This window comes from Mycolicibacterium parafortuitum (assembly GCF_010725485.1).
Classification (GTDB): domain Bacteria; phylum Actinomycetota; class Actinomycetes; order Mycobacteriales; family Mycobacteriaceae; genus Mycobacterium.
In genome coordinates, this window is sequence record NZ_AP022598.1 from 1671037 (window position 1) to 1690145 (window position 19109).

Sequence of the window (19109 nt, forward strand, 5' to 3'; positions counted from 1 at the left end):
TCAAAGCGGCGTTTCAGTCAAAGCGGCCCGCCGACAGCAGGCGTAGCACCGGGACGCCCTCCTCGTCGGAGGCGTCCAGGTCGACCTCGACCTCGAATCCCCAGTCGTGGTCCCCGGCCGGGTCGTCGAAGATCTGCCGCACCCGCCACGTGCGGGCCTGCCGGTCGATGATCAGCAGTGCGGGACCGCGGGCGTCCGCGCCGGTGCCGACGTCGTCGTGCTCGCCGAAGTAGTCGTCGCCGATATCGCGCCACTGCTGCGCCGACAGGCCGGCGCGGCCGTCGAGCGCGGCGAGTTCTTCCCATCGCTCGCGGGCGAACAACTCGACCCGGCGGAACAGCGCGTTGCGCACCATCGCGGTGAACGCCCGCTCATTGCCGGTCAGCGGTCGCGGGCGGGCCGGTACGGGCATCGGCTGATCGTGCGGCTGGTCCGGGCTGGTGAGCTGCTCCCACTCGTCGAGCAGGCTCGAATCGACCTGGCGGACAAGCTCGCCGAGCCATTCGACGATGTCGGTGAGCTCGTCGGTGCGGGCGGCGGTGGGGACACCGGAGCGCAGCGCCTTGAACGCGTCGGACAGATACCGCAGCACGGCGCCCTCGACACGGGTCAGGCCGTACTCACTGACGTACTCGCGGAACGTCATGCCCCGCTCCCACATCTCGCGCACCACCGACTTCGGCGACAGCTTGCCGTCCGCGGCCCACGGATTGCTCTGCAGATACACCGCGTAGGCGTGTCCCAGCAGTTCCTCCAGCGGCTTCGGGTAGGTGATGTCGTCGAGCAGTTCGATGCGTTCGTCATACTCGACGCCGTCCGCCTTCATCTGTGCGACGGCCTCTCCGCGGGCTCTCTTGAGCTGGGCGGCCAGGATCTGGCGCGGGTCCTCCAGCGTCGCCTCGATCACCGAGACCACGTCCAGCGCATAGCTTTCCGACCCCGCGTCGAGCAGGTCGATCGCGGCCAGCGCGAACGTCGACAGCGGCTGGTTCAGCGCGAAGTCCGGCGGCAGGTCGACGGTCAGCCGGTACCGCCGTCCGTCGGGCTCCGGTTCGGGGAGTCGCTCGACGACCCCGGCCTGCAGCAGCGAGCGCGCGATACCCACCGCCTCGCGGATCAGCTTCAGCTGGCGCTTGCGCGGCTCGTGGTTGTCGGTCAGCAGCCGCCGCATCGCCTCGAACGGATCGCCAGGGCGGTCCACGACGTCGAGGACCATCGACGTGGTCACCCGCATGTGACTCGTCAGAGGCTCGGGCGCAGCGTCGACCAGGCGGGTCATCGTCGCCTCACTCCACGGCACCATCCCCTCGGGCGCCTTGCGCCGCACCAGCTTCCGGCGCTTCTTCGGATCGTCGGCGACCTTCGCGAACTGTTTGAGGTTCTCCACCTCGTGGTCGGGTGCCTGGACCACGACGGTGCCCGCGGTGTCGAAACCGGCCCGACCGGCCCGTCCGGCGATCTGGTGGAACTCCCGGGCATTGAGCAACCGGGTGCGCACGCCGTCGTACTTCGACAGCGCGGAGAACACCACGGTGCGGATGGGCACGTTGATCCCGACACCGAGGGTGTCGGTGCCGCAGATGACCTTCAGCAGGCCTGCCTGGGCGAGTTGCTCGACCAGACGCCGGTACTTCGGCAACATGCCGGCGTGGTGCACGCCGATGCCGTGGCGCACCAGTCGCGACAGCGTCGCGCCGAACGCCGAGGAAAAACGGAACCCGCCGATGTGCTCGGCGATCGCGGCCTTCTCCTCCTTGGAGCTGACGTTGACGCTCATCAGCGCCTGCGCCCGCTCCAGCGCCGAGGCCTGGGTGAAGTGCACGACGTAGATCGGCGACTGTTTGGTGTCGACGAGTTCCTGGATCGTCTCGTGCATCGGGGTGGTCGCGTAGGAGAAGTACAGCGGCACCGGGCGTTCGGCGTTGGCGACCAGCGCGGTGGTCCGGCCGGTGCGCCGGGTCAGGTCCTCGCGCAGGAACGTGACGTCGCCGAGCGTCGCAGACATCAACAGGAACTGGGCCCTCGGCAGCTCCAGCAGCGGCACCTGCCACGCCCACCCGCGGTCGGGGTCGCCGTAGAAGTGGAACTCGTCCAACACGCACAGCCCGATATCGGCGTCGGCACCCTCCCGCAGCGCGACGTTGGCCAGGATCTCGGCGGTGCACGCGATGATCGGTGCGTCGGCGTTGACGGCCGCGTCCCCGGTCAGCATGCCGACGTTGGCCGCGCCGAACACCTCGCACAGCGCGAAGAACTTTTCGCTGACCAGCGCCTTGATCGGTGCGGTGTAGAAGCTCACGCCGCCGGCGGCGAGCTGAGCGTAGATCGCGCCCGTGGCGACCAGAGACTTCCCCGACCCGGTCGGCGTCGCGAGGATCACGTTGGACCCGCTGACCAGCTCGATCAGCGCCTCCTCCTGCGCCGGGTACAGCGTGGTGCCGTTGCTTTGCGCCCAGCCCGCGAACCGGGTGAACAGTTCGTCGGCGTCGCCGCGGACGGCGAAGAGCTCCGAAAGGTCACCGGGGTCTTCGAGAAGGGGAGTGGGCAGGGGAGTGGGCATTGCCAGACAGCCTGCCAGGTTTGCGCGACCGCGCCGCAGTCAATATCCCTCTCATGGCGGGGTTGGGTGATGTCCTCGAGTGGGTCAAGCACGAGGTGTCGGCGCGCGTGCCGGTCGCCGACCTCGATCAGCGCGACGCCGACTACATCCGCGAGCAACTGCCCGGGCTATGGCTGCTCGCGTCGCTATACTTCCGCGCCGACGTGCGCGGACTCGATCGCATCCCGGCCGACGGCCCGGTGCTGCTGGTCGGCAACCACAGCGGCGGCAACCTTCCGCCGGACACCTTCGTGTTCACGCTCGCGTTCTGTTCGTACTTCGGTGTCGAGCGGCCGTTCTTCCAGCTGGCCCACAACCTGGTGGTGTCGATGCCGGGCTTGGGGTCGCTGCGCAAGTTCGGCACCGTCGCGGCCAACCACGACAATGCGACGCTGGCGCTGAAGTCCGGTGGTGCGCTGCTGGTGTACCCGGGCGGTGACTACGAGGTGTTCCGGCCGTCGTGGAAGCGGCACGAGGTCGACTTCGGTGGCCGTAAGGGCTACGTGAAGCTGGCCCGTGAAGCGGGTGTGCCGATCGTGCCGATCGCATCGGTCGGCGGGCAGGAGGCGGCGCTGTTCCTCGACCGCGGCCAGTGGCTGGCGAAGCTGCTGCGTGTCGACAAGATCGCCCGACTCAAGAGCGTGCCGATCCTGCTCGCGCCGCCGTGGGGGATCGCGGTCAGCGACATGATCCCGCGAGTGCCGTTGCCGACGAAGATCGTCATCGAGGTGCAGGAACCGATCGCCGCGGACGACATCGCGAGCAGCGACGACGACGACGTCAACGACAGGGTGCTGGCCAGCCTGCAGTCCGCGGTCGACCGGCTGGCCGCCGAACGACGTCTCCCGGTGATCGGATGAGGCTCTCGCGCAGCGTCGTCATCGACGCCGAACCACACGAGGTGTGGAAGCACGTCAGCGATCCCGGCTGCTATCCGGAGTTCATGGCCAGCCTGGAGCGCTGGGAAACCGTGACCGAGGGCCCCGTCGGCGTCGGCTCGCGCTACACCGTGCACTGGAAGGTCGGCTCGGTGCCGATCGGCGGCGTGATAGAGGTCGTCGAGTTCGACGAGAACCGCGACCTGGCCTGGATCGGCATCACCGGGGTCACCCTGCGGGGCCGGTTCCGCATGCGCGAGGCAGGCGAGGGCCGCACCAAGGTCACCTTCCGATTGTCCTATGAGGCGCCCGGCGGTCTGCTCGGTCTGATCGCCGACCGCGTCGCGTCGGGACAGGTGTCCCGGTTGATGGGCCAGACCGTGAAGCGCCTGAAAGCACTCGTCGAGAGCTGACGGGCGGCGTCAACCCCGCGGCGGCGGGAAGTACATCTCCTGGCGCACCGAGCACACCAGCTCGCCGCTACGGTTGAACATCGTGCCGCGCGCCAGCGCCAGCGTGTCGGCGCTGCTCGGTGACGACATGTCGTAGAGCATCCAGTCGGACAGATCCGCCGCGGCGTGGAACCACACCGAATGGTCACGCTGCGCGGCCATCGCGGGACCGCTGCGGGCGGCGTACGCGGGTTCGGTCAGCGTCACCGCCGACAGGTACGCGACCAGCGACGCGGTCAGCACCGGGTCGTCGGGCACCTCGCCGTCCGGTCGCCACCAGATCCGGGCCGGCGCCGGCGGGCCGGTCTCGGCGACGACGACGCGCCGCTCGAACCAGCGCAGGCTGGCCCACATCCCCGCGGCGGCGTCGGCTTCGGCGAAGTGCGGTGGGACGACCGGCAACGACTCCGGTGCGGGGACGTCGGGACACGGCGGCTGATACGTCACGCCGGCGGCGGTCTCGGTGGGCAGCTTGAACGACGACATCGCCTCCAGCAGGATCTCCTCGCCTTGGCGTGCGGTGACCCGGCGCGCCGTGAACGTGCGGCCCTCCTGCAGCGTCACCACCTCGAACGTGACCGGATCCCGGGAGTCGCCGGGCCGCAGGAAGTACGTGTGCACGCTGTGCGGCGCGCGGCCGGGGGAGGTCAGGCTCGCGGCGAGCAGGGCCTGCGCCGAGATGTGCCCGCCGAGGATGTGATTGGCGGGTGCGGGCAACTGCTTGCCGACGAACGTTCCCGCGTCGACCCGCTCAAGCTGCATGGAGGCGAGCACGTCGCCCAGCGAAGAAGACACGCCGGTATCTTGCCTGACTCCAGATCAGGCCCCGCTGCGCAGCGTCAGCACCGTGATCTCGCTCGGTGCGAACACCCGGAACGGCGGGCCCCAGAATCCGGTGCCGCGGCTGGTGTAGAGCTGCGTGCGCTCACCATGCCGGCTCAACCCCTGGACCACCGGCTGCTCCAGGCGCACCAGGAAGTTGAACGGCCAGATCTGCCCGCCGTGGGTGTGGCCGGACAGCTGCAGATCCACCCCGGCGCGCACCGCGTGCTCGACCTGCTTGGGCTGGTGTGCCAGCAGCAGCACCGGCAGAGCGGGATCGGTGCCCGCCAGCGCGGTGTCCAGGTCCGCGCCGTGCCCGCGCACGCCGGACCCGGCTGCCGTCTCGTCGTCGATGCCGGCGACCACGAGACGGTCCCCGCCGCGCTCGACGGTGATGTGCCGATTGTGCAGCGCATCCCAGCCGATGCGGTCCATGTAGTCCAGCCAGCCCTGCGCCTCGCTGAAATACTCGTGGTTGCCGGTCACGTACACGCGCGCCTTGGCGGCGCGCACCGACGCCAGCGGTGCCGCCTGGGCGTCACGGATGTCGGTGGTGCCGTCGGCGATGTCGCCGACGTGGCAGACGATGTCGGCGTCGAGCCCGTTGACGCGCTCGACGACCGCGGCCGACCAGCGGCTGCGCTCGATCGGGCCGTAATGGGTGTCGGTGATGACGGCGACGCGCAGCCCGTCGAGCCCACGGCCCAGGCGCGGCAGCGTGACCTCGAGGCGCCGGATGCGCGGTACCCGCATCGCCTCGAAATGCCCCCACGCCAGCACCACGACCCCGACGACGAGCGTGGTCACGGCGACGATGCGGGATCGCGCCGGGTCCGCGACGCCCGCCGCCCACAGCACCACACCGAGCAGCTGGCCGAACACCGACCACACGAACAGCACCCACGCGACTCCGAGCAGCACGTCCCCGACCACCGCCGCCCAATCGCGCTGCCTGCCGTGGCCGATCAGCATCGACGCGGGCAGCGCGACGAACCCGGCGGCGAACAGCACGGTGCCGGCGACGACCACAGCCGCCGGCCACGCCGAGCCGCCCATCACGAGCGTCCACCACGGCACACCGAACAGCAGCGCCATCACCGTGAGCACGATCAGCGTGCGCAACCACCGGCGCCGGCGCCGGGGTGCGACCTGCTGCTCGACCACCTGAGCCGGGTTCTCGGTCATCTCTCGAAAGTACCGACGGGATTCCACAACCCCGGCCCGCAGTGTTGAATGGCCCCGGGAGGTTTACAGATGACCGCAGTTTCGTTAATCACCGGTGGCGCGGGCGGTATGGGTGTGGCCAGTGCGAAGGTCGTCGGACGCGACCGCGCCGTGGTGCTGGCCGACGTCCGGAAGGAGCGGCTCGACGCCGCGGCCGCCGAACTCGCCGAGCAGGGAATTGCCGCGACCGCCGTGTACTGCGATGTCACCGACCGGGACGCGGTCGGCCGGCTGTTCGAGGCGGTCGCGCAGGTGGGGCCGCTGCACTCAGTGATCCACACCGCCGGGGTCAGCCCGAGCATGGGTGACGCCGAGTACGTGATGCGCACCAACGCGATCGGCACGCTGAACGTCAACGAGGAGTTCTTCGCCCGCGCAGGCGAGGGTGCGGCGATCGTCAACGTCGCGTCGATGGCCGCCCACCTGATGCCCGGCGAGATGATCCCTAGCGCGGCGTTCCCGCTCGCGTTGTCCGACATCGACGCGTTCATGGCGGCGACTCTGCAGGCCTGCGACATCGCCGGACCGGAGGCCCGCTCAGGTCTCGCGTACGCGGTCAGCAAGAGTTTCGTGCGGTGGTTCAGCAGCGCCCACGCCGAACGGTTCAACGGCAAGGGGCTGCGGATCGTGTCGGTGTCCCCGGGATCGGTGGACACCGAGATGGGCCGGCTCGAGGAACAAGCCGGTGCGGGCGCGCTGGTCGCCGACGCCGCGGTGCCCCGGTGGGGTAAACCTGAGGAGATGGCCGAACTACTCGCGTTCTGTGTGTCCGACAAGGCCGGCTACCTCACCGGCACCGACATCCTCAACGACGGCGGCGTGGTCGCGTCGATGACCGAGCGGGCCCGGGTCGCACAATCCGGTTGACCCCGTACGTCGCCGGGTTCTTCATCGCCGGCGCCGTCTCGCAGTACCTGGGGGCCGCGGTCGGGGTGTTCCTGTTCGACACCACGGATCCCGCGACGGTCGCCTGGCTGCGCGCCGCGGGCGCCGGGGTGATCCTGCTGGCCTGGCGACGGCCGTGGCGACGGCCCTGGACGCCGCGAATGATGTTCGCGGCGGCCGCTTTCGGGTTCGTGACGCTGGCGATGAACGTGGCGTTCTACGAGGCGATCGCCCGCATCCCGCTCGGCACCGCCGTGGCGATCGAGTTCGCCGGCCCGGTCGCGGTTGCCGCCGCCGGGTCGCGGCGGGCCCGCGACGTGCTCGCCGTGGTGCTGGTCGCGGTGGGGGTGTACCTGGTCGCCGGGGTGTCGACGGACGTGGATCCGGTCGGTGCGGGGTTCGCGGCGATCGCCGCGGCACTGTGGGCGGGCTACATCCTGCTCGGTAAGCGGGTCGCCGACGCCGGAGCCGGGGTCGACTCACTGGCGGTCGGGATGGCGCTGGCGGCGACGGTCTCGGCGCCGGTACTGCTAGGGATCCAGGTGGCCGCTGCCCCTGCGGTTTTCACCGATCCCCGCACCTGGGTGCTCGGAATCGGGGTCGGGGTGCTCTCCAGCGCGATCCCGTACGCGCTCGACCAGCATGTGCTGACCCGCATCGGGCGGGAACGCTTCGCGTTGCTGCTCGCGCTGCTACCCGCCACCGCGGCCGTGATCGGCGCCGTGGTGTTGGCCCAGCGCCCGACAGTCAGCGAGGTGGCGGGTATCGCGTGCGTGATGCTCGCGCTCGCGGTCACCGCGAGAGCCGCCGGCGAGCCGATAGGATGACCGGGTGAGCTGTTGCCACACCGACGGAACCGAGGGTGCGTTCACCGTCGACGCGTCCAGGATCACCTTCGGTCGCGGCTGCCTCACCGAGCTCGGTGACCGCGCCGCGGCGCTCGGCATCACCAGGGCCGCACTGTTCTCCGACCCGACCATCGCCGCGCTGGAGGTCTTCGACACCGCCGCGCGCTCGCTGCGCGCCGCCGGGATCGACGTGGTGGCCTACACCGACGTGCGCGTCGAGCCGACCGACGAATCCTTCAAGCAGGCAGCGGCTTTCGCGTCCGAGACCGCCGCCGACGGCTACATCTCGGTCGGCGGCGGCTCGGTCATCGACACCGCCAAGGCCGCGAACCTCTACGCTACCCATCCCGCGGACTTCCTCGACTACGTCAATGCGCCCGTCGGGGCCGGCGCCCCCGTACCCGGGCCATTGCGGCCGCACATCGCATGCCCGACGACGTCGGGCACCGGCAGCGAGGTGACCGGCATCGCGATCTTCGACCTGCTGTCGATGGCGGCCAAGACGGGTATCGCGTCACCGGCGCTGCGCCCCACCGAGGCCCTCGTCGACCCCGACTGCACCGACACGCTGCCGCCGAATGTGGTGGCGTGCAGCGGTCTTGACGTGCTCTCGCACGCGCTGGAGTCCTACACGGCGCGTCCCTACACGCGCCGCCCGGCGCCGCCGCGGCCGACCCAGCGTCCGATGAGCCAGGGCGCGAACCCGTGGAGCGACCTGGGCTGCGGCGAGGCGTTGCGCCTGCTCGGCAGGTACCTGGGGCGCGCGGTCGACGACGCGTCCGACCGGGAGGCCCGCGAACAGGTGATGTGGGCCGCGACGCTGGCGGGCATCGCGTTCGGCAACGCCGGGGTGCATCTGCCGCACGCGATGGCATATGCGGTGGCCGGGCAGGTCCGTGACTTCCGGCCCACGGGCTATCCCGACGCCGAACCGATGGTGCCGCACGGGATGTCGGTGATCCTCAACGCCCCGGCAGCGTTCCGGCGCACCGCGCACACCGATCCGGGCCGGCACCTGTTCGCCGCCGAACAACTGGGCGCCGACGTGCGCGGCGCCGGAGCCGATGACGCCGGTGCGGTACTGGCCGAGCATCTGATCGCGATCATGCGCCGCGTCGGCATGCCCAACGGGCTGGAGGGCGTCGGCTACACCGGCGCCGACAGCCCGGCACTGGCCGACGGTGCCTGGCCGCAGCAGCGGCTGCTGGCCAACGCGCCCATCGAGATCGACAGGACGGTGCTGGCCGGTACCTTCGACGAATCGATGCGGTACTGGTGAGAGCGCCGCGCCGGTGAACGACACCGACTACGGGTACTTCGTGCCGATCACCACCCGGTGGATGGACAACGACGTGTACGGCCACGTCAACAACGTCACGTACTACAGCTACTTCGACACGGCCGCGAACCACTTCCTGATCCACGAGGGCGGCCTCGACATCCACAACGCCCCCGTGATCGGGCTGGTGGTGGAGTCGAAGTGCTCCTATCTGGCGCCGGTCGCCTACCCCGACGACCTGCGGGCCGGGCTGCGCGTCGACAATCTGTCGACCCGATCGGTGACCTACGGGGTCGGGATCTTCACCGCGGGCGGGGACGCCGCGAATACCGCCGTCGCGCACGGGTACTTCGTGCACGTGTTCGTCGACCGGGCCACCCGCCGGGCCGTCCCGATCCCGGACCGGATCCGGGAGGCGCTGGAGCGGCTACACCGGGTGTGAGATCGCCGCGGCGAGGGGGCCGCACGCGGCGCACAGGCTGGAGTCGAAGGTCGGGTAACCGCATGCCGGGCAATTGGTCACCAGGCGTGCGTCGGGGGTGGCAGGCATGCGGCTCCTCTCACGATTCTCGGGCTGCTGAAGCGATGTGGTCGGCCACCTCGGCCGTGACGGAGCGGGTGGCCTCGTCATCGGCGGGGGCGTAGCGATCGTGGGCCGAATCATACCTCGCACCAGCGATGTTCCCGTGGTCGGCGGCGAGCTCGACCAGCCGTACCGGCCAGTCGCGGGCCCGCAACTGAGCGGCGAACGCGCGGCTGACCGCCGGAGCCACCACGTCGTCGGCGCTGCCGTGCAGCAGCGTGAACGGTGGCCGCCGCCCGGCTCCGGTCAGCGCGTCACCGACATCGAGGCCAAATATGGGGTCGCGCACCATGAATGCGCCCGCCAGGCACACGGTGAAGGCCAACTCCAGACCGATGTCGGCGGCCCGTGCCGCCAGCCCGGCCGCCGCGACCCCGCCCAGCGACCACCCGATCACCCCGAGCCCGGTTTCGGCGCGGGACCACTGGCGCGCGAAATCGGCGGATGCCAGCAGGTCGGACCGTCCGCTGTCGGTGCTATGTGAATCCCAGTCCGGGACAACCACACTCAGCCCGCGATCGACGAGCATTCCGGCCAGGGTGCGTACCGTCGCCCGCGCGTCGGTCTGTGTTCCGTGCCATAGCAGCACCGTGCGGTCGATCGGGTCACCGTAGAGGTCCACCGGCCGGCCCGGGGCGTACTCCTGTGTCCTCACCCGCCGCGCCTGACGGCGGCGGCCAGTGCGGAAAGCGTCTCCTCCGCGGTGAATTTCGGGTGCCACCCGAGTAGTTGCCTGGCCCGGCTGGTGTCCATCACCACCGACGTGCGTCCCGCGTGCAGCCATTCCAGGCTGGACGGTACGAACGGCAGCCGGGCCAGCACCTCCGACGTCGCGGTGGCGGCCGCGTGCGGGACCCGCACCGGTCGCGCGCCGAGCGCTTCGCCGACCGCCGACATCGACAGCACGCCGTCACCGGCGATGTTGTAGGCCCCCGCGGGGGCGTCGGTCGTGGTCACCGCGAGCACGATCGCGTTCGCGACGTCGTCGTGGTGCACCAGCTGCAGCGGCGTGCCCGGGTCCGGGAACGGCGGCTTCAGCAACGGCAGCGCCTGGCTGACCCTGCGCACCGGCATCGGCAGCTGGTTCCACGGCATCGCGTTGGCGAGCGCGGTCGCGTGGGGTCCGGCGACGATGCACGGCCGCAACACGTAGACCTCCAACCCGCTGCCGTCGGTGATCTCGTGCAGCGCGGCCTCGCACGCGGCTTTCTGTTCGGAGTAGTAGTGCTCGGCCGACCCGCGCACCGGCACGTCCTCGGTGATCGGCACCGGGTTGTCGGAGTGGTAGCCGTAGGCGGCCACCGAGGAGGTGTAGACCAGGCGGCGGGTCCGGGGAGAAGCCGCATCCCGGCAACCCACCGCCGCCTCGAACACGTTGCGGGTGCCTTCCAGGTTGACGCGCGCGCTCTCCTCCCGCGACCCCATGATGATGAACGCGAGATGCACCAGCACGTCGGCGTCGGCGACGAGGTCTGCGACGGCATCGCGGTCGAGGATGTCGCCTTGGCGGTACACGGTTTTCGTCCACCCCCGCGCGGCGGGGTCGAACGGGCGCCGGGCCATCCCGACGATCTCTGCGACAGCGGGCGACGCCTCCAGCGCCGTGATCGTCGAGATCCCGATCTCCCCCGTCGGCCCGGTGACCGCGACCCGCAGCGACATGACGTTCGGATAGCCCGCCCGGCGGCGGGCGAAACCGGCCGGGGTCGGACTAGCCGATGTCGGATTCGTCGTCGGCGGTGAGTGCCGCGGCGGTGAAGAAGTCCAGCAGACCGGTGATGGTGAGCACCCGTTCGAGCTGCGCAGGTCGTTCGTCGAGGTGCAGGCGAAGCCCGGCCGCCGACGTGCGCCGGTGGATCATCACCAGGCCGGACAGCCCGGCCGAATCGCAGAACGCCAGCTCGGTGAAGTCCAGGTGCAGATCCTGCAGTCCGGAGTGTTGCGCCAGCAGCTCGCCGACCGTGTCGACGAGCAAGCCGGTGCTTCCGTAGTCGAGGTCGCCCGAGACACGGATGCGGCTGGAGTGGGCTGTGTTGTGAACAGCGAGTGTGAGTTTCATGCAGGCAGTGGGGGGTTGGCGGATACGGACAGGGGGAGCGCGGCGTGGGCCGCGCCGAGAAGACGTCGGGCGCGAGGGAAGTCGCGCAATTGGCCGGCCAACGAGTCCAGGGCCGGGCTCAGTGAGTCCGCGGGCACCCCGCGGGCGACGAGGATCTCGGCGGTCCAGCCGATGAACTGGGTGAACAGCTCGTCGTCGTCGACGTACAGCGCGGTCGCGAGGAACTCGACGATGTGGGCGATGTCCTCGACGGTGCGGTCACGCTGGGCTTCGGTGTACCCGCGCATCGCGGGGTATCTGTCCTCGAGGTCGGTGACCGTCGTCTTGATCAGCGTCGCGCTGTCACCGCGCACCATCGTGTACTCGCCGTCGGCGAGGTGCGGCAGATCGTCGATCGGTTGGTGGGTGCTCGCGGCCGAGGCGGGGCGGACACCGCGGCTGAGGATCTCGGCGGCGGTGCGCGCGTCCGCACCCCACGCGTCGGCGCCCAGTTGCCGCGCGTAGCGGCCGTCCACGCCGAACGCGGCACCACCGGCCAGCACCGGCACGCCGGCGGCCTGGCACGCGGTGATCGCGGCGTGCGCGGTGGGCAGCCGGGTCGGGATCGAGCAGGACAACGCCACCGCGACCGGGCCGTGCTGGTGGATGTGGGCGATCAGGTGCGGCGTCGGGACCTGGGCGCCGAGGAAGTCGACCTGCCAGCCCCGCAGCCGCAGTACCTCGCCGAGAAGGCGGGCGGGCAGGGCGTGCCATTCCCCGTCCACGCACGCGACGGTGACCCGGCCGGCGAGCGGGTCGCGCCTGCACCGCGGGTGGTGGGCCAGCGCGGCGATGACACGGTCGTTGATCGCCGTCGCCGCGTGCTCCTGCGCGACGGTGATCCGGTTGGCCGCCCACTCGGCGCCGACGCGGCGCTGCACCTCCGCGATGACCGAGAGCAGCACGTCCTCCGGATCGACCCCGGCGTCGAGTGCCGCGAAGACCGCTGCCGACGCCGCGTATTCGTCGGCGTCGAGCACCGCGTGCCACAGCCGGTCACGCAACACCCGGAAGTCGGGGTGATCAGCACTCACGCGGTGAACCTCCCCGCGGTGTGCCCGTCGACCGCACTCAGATGGTTGCGCCGCGGCGCGGTGATGGCGACCACCGCGATGTCGTCGTGGCAGCGGTCGTCGACCCATCCTGAGGTCAGCATCATGATCCGCTCGACGACCGCCTCGGCGGGCAGGCCGGCGCACTGCGCCAGTGCCGCCGAGAGCCGGCTCTCGCCGAACATGTCCCCGCCGAGGGGACCGCCGCGCGCCTCGGTGACACCGTCGGTGAACAGCAGGCACGTCTCGCCCGGCGCCAGCGACGCCTCGACGGTGACGGCCCTGATCTCGGGCATCACCCCGACCAGTGTGCCGTTGGTCTCGACCTCCTCGACCCGGCCGTCGTCGCGCACGATCAGCGGTGCCAGGTGTCCGGCGCTGGTCAGGCGTAACCGCACGTGGCCCTCCCGGCGACTGACCGACGCCAGCACCAGCGTCGCGAACCGGGTGTGCTCGACGGACAGCAGCGCGCTGTTGAGCAGCCGGAGTACACCGCCGTGGTCGTGGGCCAGCGGTGCCAGCGCCTGCAGGGTGTTACGGATCTTGCCGGTGAGCACGGCGGCCTCCAGGCCCTTGCCGCACACGTCGCCGAGCACCACCAGTGTCTCGCCGTCGGGGGTGACCGCCGGGTGCACGTCGTAGAAGTCGCCGCCGACGGTTTCGTGGTCCTCGGAGGCGCGGTATCCGCCGGCGAGTTCGATGCCGTCGAGGCGGTGCAGCTGCGGTGGGAGCAGTTCCCGCATCAGCGTGCGGGTGAGCGCGGACTGTTCGGCATAGAGCCGCGCCGCCGACAGCGCGGCACCGGCACGCGCGGCGAACAGCCTGGCGAACACCTCCTCGCCGTCGTCGAACGCGGTGTGGGACGTGTGCCGCAGCAGCACCAACGCGCCGGCGGGGACTCCGTGGCCGGGCAGCGGGGTGATCACGACAGATCCGACGGCTCTGGAGAAGTCTTGCGGGACAAGCCAATCGGGTAGCAGCGCGGGGTCGATCCAGCGTGACGGCACGGGCGGGAAGCCGCGCAGGGCCTCGCTGAGACCCGCCACCTCGGCCGGGTCGGCGTCGAGGGTCTGGTGGTGGGTGCCGCCGTCGCGCGTACCGCTGACCACCGGGATGCGCCCCGCGGTGCGCGGGGCCACCAGTACTGCGCCGTCGGCGAGGTGGCGCGCCGCCATCTGCACCGTCGCCTCCATGCACCGGTCGATGTTCAGCGACGCCATCAGCACCGCGGACGCCTCGTCGAGGAATGCGGCGCGTTGGCGTTCCACGGTCAGCGAGCGCAGTGCCGCACCGCCTGCGTCCTCGATCAGCCACCAGGCCTTGTCGCCACCGGGCAGATCGGTCGTGTGCGCGGTGCGCTCGCCCGCCTCGGACAGCCACGGCGTCACGGAATCCTCGACCACGCTGCCGGGGCCGACCTCGGGCAGCACCGACCGGGCGGACGCGCTGAGCGTGCGGACTCGACCGGTTTGATCGGCGATCAGCACCGGATGGGGCACCGGCCCCCACACGGTATCGATTTCAGGGGTGTCGATCTCGGTGGCGTCGATCCCGGCGGGCACGTCGAGGCGAGTGATCTCACTCATGGTTGCCTCCTCGCAGCCGGACGTCACGCCGTCGTGCGGCGTCCAGCCGTTTCCCCGACTGTAGGCAGGAAGCACGACATATGTCGACCACACGGTCTTTCGGGTCCGTCAATCGACGGTTCACCTGTGTCGTTGGGGATACCCGAAGATGTTGTGAAGGCAACATGCATAACGGGCAGGCGTCAGTGGGTAACTCCCCAGACATGCATTTCGACGACCGACACGCGCTGCCCGATCCCGACGAGGACGCCTCCGGAACCGACGTGCCTCCTGCCAGCCCCGCGTATTCGACGCCGCCGCCCGACGGCATCCCGGACGCCGACGACGAGTGAGGGCCTGGTCCGCGGGCGCGCCGTAAGGTGTCACCGCGTGACAGGGTTGAAGAGCGATCCGTTCTGGCAGGACGCCGATCGGCATCTGGTGCGATACGGCGCCGCGTTCGTGCCGCGGATCATCGAACGGGCCGCCGGCAGCTATGTGTACGACAGCGCCGGGTCGGCGATCCTGGACTTCACCTCCGGGCAGATGAGTGCGGTCCTCGGCCATGCGCACCCGGACATCGTCGCCACGGTGTCGACGGCGATGACCTCCCTGGATCACCTCTACAGCGGAATGCTGAGCCGCCCGGTCGTCACGCTCGCCACGAAGCTGGCGGCGACACTGCCGCCGTCGCTGAGCCGAATGTTGTTGCTCACCACCGGCGCCGAATCCAACGAGGCCGCGATCAAGATGGCCAAGCTCTACACCGGGCGATACGAGATCGTGTCGTTCGACCGGTCCTGGCATGGTATGACGACCGGCGCGTCGTCGGTCACGTTCAGCGCCGGACGGCGCGGATACGGTCCGGCGATGCCGGGCAGCCTGACGCTGCCGACCCCGAACGCGTACCGCTCGCCGTTCCGGCGTCCCGACGGATCCCACGACTGGGAGGCCGAGCTGGAGTACGGGTTCGCGATGGTCGACGCGCAGTCCTCGGGAAGTCTGGCCGCGTGCGTGGTGGAGCCGATCCTGTCCTCGGGCGGGATCATCGAACTGCCCGACGGGTACCTGCGCCGGCTCAAGGAGCTGTGCGTTCAGCGCGGGATGCTGTTGATCCTCGACGAGGCCCAGACCGGGATCGGCCGGACCGGGACGATGTATGCGTTCGAACGCGACGGCGTGGCGCCGGATCTGCTGACGTTGTCCAAGACGCTGGGTGCGGGGTTGCCGGTGGCCGCGGTGCTCACCAGCGACGAGATCGAAAGCGTCTGCCACGACAGGGGTTTCCTGTTCTTCACCACCCATGTGTCGGACCCGCTGGCCGCGTCGGTGGCCTGCACCGTGCTCGACGTCGTCGCCCGTGACGGGCTCGTCGAGCGGGCCGCCGCGCTGGGCGCACAGCTGCGCGACCGGCTGACCGGCATGGCGCAGCGTCATCGGCAGATCGGTGACGTGCGCGGGCGGGGTCTCCTGCAGGGCATCGAATTGGTCGCCGACAAACAGAGCAAGGAACCCGCCGATGCGCTGGGCGCCGAGGTCACCGCGGCCTGCCTGCAGCGCGGACTGCACATGAACATCGTGCAGCTGCCGGGGATGGGCGGGATCTTCCGGATCGCGCCGCCGCTGACCATCTCGGAGACCGAACTGCACGCCGGGCTCGACATCCTCGACGACGCGCTGGGGGCGGTTCTTCGCTCACCGGCTTGACAACCAAATCGATTCTGCCCCAGGGTCAATCGCTCAGCGAGTCGGTAACGTCAGAGCGCGCCGCGCCGATAGACTGTCGGCGCCCACCGCGTACGGGTTTCTTTCGGGGATCGGTATTGCCGGCCGGACGGGGCGACCGATCTTCAGACCGAAGGATTGCACGTTGTCACCCACTGCTCGCGTCGATCGCCGCGCCGTGCTCAAAGCCCCGGTGGTCCTCGCGGGGGCGATGGCGGCCGGACTCGCGCTGACCCCGACCCCGCGGGCGTCGGCGGAACTGGCCCGGTGGTCGCCCGAACGCGCCCAGCGCTGGCACCGTGCCCAGGGTTGGCTGGTCGGGGCGAACTTCATTCCGGCGAACGCGATCAACCAGCTGGAGATGTTCCAGCCCGGGACGTTCGACCCACGGCGCATCGACAGCGAGCTGCGGATGGCAAAACACATCGGGTTCAACACCGTTCGCGTGTTCCTGCACGATCTGCTGTGGGTGCAGGACCGGGCCGGATTCCAGCGGCGGCTGGCCCGCTTCGTCGACATCGCCGCCCACCACGGGATCAAACCGCTGTTCGTACTGTTCGACTCCTGCTGGGATCCGCACCCGCGGCTCGGTAAGCAGCGTGACCCGGTGCCGGGCGTGCACAACTCGGGCTGGGTGCAGAGCCCGGGCGCCGAGCATCTCGGTGATCCGCGGTACCGCCGGGTGATGCGCGACTACGTCGTCGGTGTGCTCAGTCAGTTCCGCCACGACAAACGCGTGCTGGGCTGGGACCTGTGGAACGAACCGGACAACCCGTCGGACGTGTACAAGGCCGTGGAACGTAAGGACAAGATCGAGCGCGTCGCCGAACTGCTGCCGCAGGTGTTCGGCTGGGCCCGATCGGTCGATCCGGTCCAGCCGCTGACCAGCGGTGTATGGGACGGCGTCTGGGGAGATCCCGCGCGGCGCAACGAGATCAACCGGATCCAGCTCGACCTGTCCGACGTGATCTCGTTCCACAGCTACGCCGATCCGTTGGGGTTCGAGGACCGGCTCGCGGAGCTGACCCCGATGAACCGGCCGATGCTGTGCACCGAGTACATGGCGCGCACGCTCGGCAGCACCGTCGAGACCATCCTGCCTATCATGAAGGGCCGCAACATCGGCGCCTACACCTGGGGATTCGTCGCAGGGAAGACGCAGACGTTCCTGCCGTGGGACTCGTGGGAGCGCCCGGTGGTGGATCCGCCGCTGTGGTTCCACGATCTGCTCCACGGCGACGGCACGCCGTACCGAGCCGGCGAGGTCAACGTGATCCGGGAGCTGACCGGCCGCAACCGTCCCAGCTAACGCACCGCTGCCGCGGTGCCGGCGAGCTTCGAGGGCCGGCACAACAGCGTCACGACCAGCGCCAGCCCGGCCGCGACGCCGAACGCCACATAGACGTTGACCAGGTCGGCGGTGCCGCCGAGCACCGCCGCGGCGATCGGGCGCGAGCCCAGGAAACCGACCAGCCACAGCGCCATGATGCGTCCGCGCAGCTCTTCGGGCGCGCGTTCCTGCACCACGGTGGACAGCCCGGTCATCGCGCAGCCGAATCCCAGACCGGCCAGCAGGAAGCCGGTGTAGGCCAGCCACGGTTGCAGCCCGAACGCCAGGACCGTACTGCCCGCGGTCAGCGCGGCCATGCCGATCGACGACACGTACGCCGACGCGATCCGGCCCCGCAGCACCGCCAGCGACCCCATCCCGATCGCGGCGCCGACCCCGAACACCGCCGACAGGGATCCGACCATCGCGGCGTCGCCGCCGAGGGCGTCGGCGATCGACGGGGCCAGGGTGATCGACGGATCCGACACGATGCCGACGGTGGTGACCGCGGCCAGGGCCAGCAGCAGCGGCCGGTCGGCCAGCACGTAGCGGATCGCCGCCCGCACCCGGTAGTCGGCGCCGGGCTGGCGTGGTGGCGGACTCGGGAACGTCACGAGGATCAGGAACAGCGCGAACACGAAGTGCAGGACCGCGCTGACGGTGAACGCCGAGGCCGGTCCGAGGTGGGCGGCGAGGTACGCGCCCGCCGCCGGGCCGATGATGCGCCCGACCGTCATCGGCAGGCTGTTCAGCGCCATCGCGGTCGCGAGCTCGCCGGGACGGATCAGGTTCGGCACGATCGACTGCATCGCCGGGCCGCCGACGACGAAGCCGATCCCGACCAGGGTGGTCCCGAGCAGGATCGGGATCGCGACCGCCATGCCCTCCAGCGTCGGCACGGCGTACATCCAGACCGCGATCGAGCCGGAACCGAACACACAGAACACCCGGCCGAGCAGGATCTGCCGCGCCGGGTTACCGGTGTCGGCCCACTTGCCGCTGGTCGGGGCCAGGATCAGCTGCGGCGCGAACTGCACCACGCCGACCAGCCCGACCATCAGCGCCGACCGGGTCGCGTCGTACATCACGACGGCGGCCACCAGTCCGTGCGTCCACACCGCGACGACGGCGAACATCTTGCCCCAGAACAGGGTGCCGAAGACGCGGTCGAACATGAGTCCGAGGGCACCGCGCGACGGCAGCGGCATGGTCGCCCCGGAGGTCCCTACCGGGTCGAGCGGTTCGGAACGGGACAACGGCACCAAAAATACATAGCACATCAATGCTGTTGCCCGGAAACCGTCAGCGGTGCGGCAACCGCGAGCGTGCGGGCGTCATCGGCGGTGCCGGTTCCCGGTCCTCGACCGGCGTCGCGCCGTTGAGCAGCCGCAGCGCGGCCAGCCCGGCTCCGACCAGGATCAGGGCCGGGACCGCGAAGACGGCGACGGTCAGGATCAGACCTGTCCCTGATCCGGCGAGGGCGCTGGTCACCGCGAAGAGGGCCAGTACCCACGTCACGACCGTGACCACCAGCGTCAGCGCGGCCGCGACCACGCCGGCGCGGAGGCCGCCGTAGAACGGCACCCCGGTCGCGCCCAGCACGACGAACACCGGCAGAGCGAACAGTGCCAGACCCGCCACCAGCCCGCCGTCGGAGCCCAGCAGCCGGGCCGCGGGCATCACCAGGGCGATCGCGACCACTGCGGCGGCTAAGACGCCGGCGACGGCGATTGCGCGTGCGTTGCGGTATTGCATACCCGTCGGGTGCC

The 19109-nt window shown here is 70.3% G+C and carries 20 protein-coding genes; 9 read left to right on the top strand and 11 right to left on the bottom strand.

Annotation, left to right across the window (positions count from 1 at the left end):
• Positions 1-13: 13 nt before the first annotated feature.
• The gene (locus NTM_RS07840; RefSeq protein WP_163765975.1) at positions 14-2560 is read right to left on the bottom strand and encodes a DEAD/DEAH box helicase; all 2547 of its coding nucleotides are present in this window, start codon (positions 2558-2560) and stop codon (positions 14-16) included.
• 53 nt (positions 2561-2613) lie between these two features.
• Between NTM_RS07840 and NTM_RS07845 the strand changes: the two genes are divergently transcribed.
• Positions 2614-3459, top strand: a complete 846-nt coding sequence (locus NTM_RS07845) for a 1-acyl-sn-glycerol-3-phosphate acyltransferase (RefSeq protein ID WP_104865430.1) — start codon at positions 2614-2616, stop codon at positions 3457-3459.
• Positions 3456-3890, top strand: coding sequence for an SRPBCC family protein (locus NTM_RS07850; RefSeq protein WP_104865431.1), 435 nt, complete (start codon positions 3456-3458; stop codon positions 3888-3890). The genes NTM_RS07845 and NTM_RS07850 overlap by 4 nt, the downstream gene beginning before the upstream one ends.
• A gap of 9 nt (positions 3891-3899) precedes the next feature.
• Here NTM_RS07850 and NTM_RS07855 read toward each other — a convergent pair whose 3' ends face one another.
• Together NTM_RS07855 and NTM_RS07860 are read right to left on the bottom strand one after the other, a co-directional pair.
• Positions 3900-4724 carry an acyl-CoA thioesterase gene (locus NTM_RS07855; RefSeq protein WP_104865432.1) on the bottom strand — a complete coding sequence of 275 codons (825 nt, stop codon included), beginning with the start codon at positions 4722-4724 and terminating at the stop codon, positions 3900-3902.
• Positions 4725-4748: 24 nt separating this feature from the next.
• On the bottom strand, positions 4749-5936 hold the full coding sequence (locus NTM_RS07860) for a metallophosphoesterase (RefSeq protein WP_163765976.1): 1188 nt from the start codon (positions 5934-5936) through the stop codon (positions 4749-4751).
• Between the two features lie 69 nt (positions 5937-6005).
• On the opposite strand from NTM_RS07860, the gene NTM_RS07865 reads away from it, so the two are divergent.
• From NTM_RS07865 to NTM_RS07880, 4 genes are read left to right on the top strand one after another with little or no spacing between them, the layout of a single operon-like run.
• Entirely contained in the window at positions 6006-6842 is an 837-nt protein-coding gene (locus tag NTM_RS07865) for an SDR family oxidoreductase (RefSeq protein ID WP_163765977.1), read from the top strand.
• A complete protein-coding gene (locus tag NTM_RS07870) occupies positions 6839-7687 on the top strand; it encodes an EamA family transporter (RefSeq protein ID WP_232079654.1) in 849 nt (282 codons plus the stop codon). Before NTM_RS07865 ends, NTM_RS07870 begins: the two co-directional genes overlap by 4 nt.
• A gap of 4 nt (positions 7688-7691) precedes the next feature.
• Entirely contained in the window at positions 7692-8987 is a 1296-nt protein-coding gene (locus tag NTM_RS07875) for a hydroxyacid-oxoacid transhydrogenase (RefSeq protein ID WP_104865436.1), read from the top strand.
• A 13-nt stretch (positions 8988-9000) separates the two neighbouring features.
• On the top strand, positions 9001-9429 hold the full coding sequence (locus NTM_RS07880; RefSeq protein WP_161499485.1) for an acyl-CoA thioesterase: 429 nt from the start codon (positions 9001-9003) through the stop codon (positions 9427-9429).
• Here NTM_RS07880 and NTM_RS28985 read toward each other — a convergent pair.
• The 6 genes from NTM_RS28985 to NTM_RS07905 are packed head-to-tail and all read right to left on the bottom strand — an operon-like array spanning position 9415 to position 14306.
• Positions 9415-9537, bottom strand: coding sequence for a hypothetical protein (locus NTM_RS28985; protein ID WP_272955225.1), 123 nt, complete (start codon positions 9535-9537; stop codon positions 9415-9417). The two genes, NTM_RS07880 and NTM_RS28985, sit on opposite strands and share 15 nt — an antisense overlap.
• 10 nt (positions 9538-9547) lie before the next feature.
• Positions 9548-10225 carry an alpha/beta hydrolase family protein gene (locus NTM_RS07885; RefSeq protein ID WP_104865437.1) on the bottom strand — a complete coding sequence of 226 codons (678 nt, stop codon included), beginning with the start codon at positions 10223-10225 and terminating at the stop codon, positions 9548-9550.
• Positions 10222-11232 (bottom strand): NAD-dependent epimerase/dehydratase family protein, encoded by a 1011-nt coding sequence (locus NTM_RS07890; protein ID WP_163765978.1) that lies wholly within the window; start codon positions 11230-11232, stop codon positions 10222-10224. The genes NTM_RS07885 and NTM_RS07890 overlap by 4 nt, the downstream gene beginning before the upstream one ends.
• A 49-nt stretch (positions 11233-11281) precedes the next feature.
• Positions 11282-11629: an STAS domain-containing protein gene (locus NTM_RS07895; RefSeq protein WP_104865439.1), complete on the bottom strand. Its 348-nt coding sequence runs from the start codon at positions 11627-11629 to the stop codon at positions 11282-11284.
• On the bottom strand, positions 11626-12702 hold the full coding sequence (locus NTM_RS07900) for a cobalamin B12-binding domain-containing protein (protein ID WP_163765979.1): 1077 nt from the start codon (positions 12700-12702) through the stop codon (positions 11626-11628). The genes NTM_RS07895 and NTM_RS07900 overlap by 4 nt, the downstream gene beginning before the upstream one ends.
• On the bottom strand, positions 12699-14306 hold the full coding sequence (locus tag NTM_RS07905; RefSeq protein WP_163765980.1) for a PP2C family protein-serine/threonine phosphatase: 1608 nt from the start codon (positions 14304-14306) through the stop codon (positions 12699-12701). The genes NTM_RS07900 and NTM_RS07905 overlap by 4 nt, the downstream gene beginning before the upstream one ends.
• Positions 14307-14491: 185 nt before the next feature.
• Between NTM_RS07905 and NTM_RS07910 the strand changes: the two genes are divergently transcribed.
• The 3 genes from NTM_RS07910 to NTM_RS07920 all read left to right on the top strand — a co-directional run bounded on the left by NTM_RS07910 (position 14492) and on the right by NTM_RS07920 (position 17319).
• Entirely contained in the window at positions 14492-14638 is a 147-nt protein-coding gene (locus NTM_RS07910) for a hypothetical protein (RefSeq protein WP_163764957.1), read from the top strand.
• Between the two features lie 46 nt (positions 14639-14684).
• A complete protein-coding gene (locus NTM_RS07915; RefSeq protein WP_163769416.1) occupies positions 14685-15992 on the top strand; it encodes an aspartate aminotransferase family protein in 1308 nt (435 codons plus the stop codon).
• A gap of 163 nt (positions 15993-16155) precedes the next feature.
• A complete protein-coding gene (locus tag NTM_RS07920; protein WP_104865441.1) occupies positions 16156-17319 on the top strand; it encodes a glycoside hydrolase 5 family protein in 1164 nt (387 codons plus the stop codon).
• Here NTM_RS07920 and NTM_RS07925 read toward each other — a convergent pair.
• Both NTM_RS07925 and NTM_RS07930 read right to left on the bottom strand, forming a co-directional pair.
• The gene (locus tag NTM_RS07925) at positions 17316-18548 is read right to left on the bottom strand and encodes an MFS transporter (RefSeq protein ID WP_163769417.1); all 1233 of its coding nucleotides are present in this window, start codon (positions 18546-18548) and stop codon (positions 17316-17318) included. The genes NTM_RS07920 and NTM_RS07925 overlap by 4 nt on opposite strands.
• 94 nt (positions 18549-18642) lie before the next feature.
• Positions 18643-19095: a hypothetical protein gene (locus NTM_RS07930; RefSeq protein ID WP_163765981.1), complete on the bottom strand. Its 453-nt coding sequence runs from the start codon at positions 19093-19095 to the stop codon at positions 18643-18645.
• Positions 19096-19109: the final 14 nt, after the last annotated feature.

Excerpts from the sequence above, each read along its gene's own strand:
- NTM_RS07840 (WP_163765975.1), bottom strand. The coding sequence starts at position 2,560 with ATGCCCACTCCCCTGCCCACTCCCCTTCTCGAAGACCCCGGTGACCTT.
- NTM_RS07845 (WP_104865430.1), top strand. The coding sequence starts at position 2,614 with ATGGCGGGGTTGGGTGATGTCCTCGAGTGGGTCAAGCACGAGGTGTCG.
- NTM_RS07850 (WP_104865431.1), top strand. The coding sequence starts at position 3,456 with ATGAGGCTCTCGCGCAGCGTCGTCATCGACGCCGAACCACACGAGGTG.
- NTM_RS07860 (WP_163765976.1), bottom strand. The coding sequence starts at position 5,936 with ATGACCGAGAACCCGGCTCAGGTGGTCGAGCAGCAGGTCGCACCCCGG.
- NTM_RS07865 (WP_163765977.1), top strand. The coding sequence starts at position 6,006 with ATGACCGCAGTTTCGTTAATCACCGGTGGCGCGGGCGGTATGGGTGTG.
- NTM_RS28985 (WP_272955225.1), bottom strand. The coding sequence starts at position 9,537 with ATGCCTGCCACCCCCGACGCACGCCTGGTGACCAATTGCCCGGCATGC.
- NTM_RS07890 (WP_163765978.1), bottom strand. The coding sequence starts at position 11,232 with ATGTCGCTGCGGGTCGCGGTCACCGGGCCGACGGGGGAGATCGGGATC.
- NTM_RS07895 (WP_104865439.1), bottom strand. The coding sequence starts at position 11,629 with ATGAAACTCACACTCGCTGTTCACAACACAGCCCACTCCAGCCGCATC.
- NTM_RS07905 (WP_163765980.1), bottom strand. The coding sequence starts at position 14,306 with ATGAGTGAGATCACTCGCCTCGACGTGCCCGCCGGGATCGACGCCACC.
- NTM_RS07925 (WP_163769417.1), bottom strand. The coding sequence starts at position 18,548 with ATGCCGCTGCCGTCGCGCGGTGCCCTCGGACTCATGTTCGACCGCGTC.
- NTM_RS07930 (WP_163765981.1), bottom strand. The coding sequence starts at position 19,095 with ATGCAATACCGCAACGCACGCGCAATCGCCGTCGCCGGCGTCTTAGCC.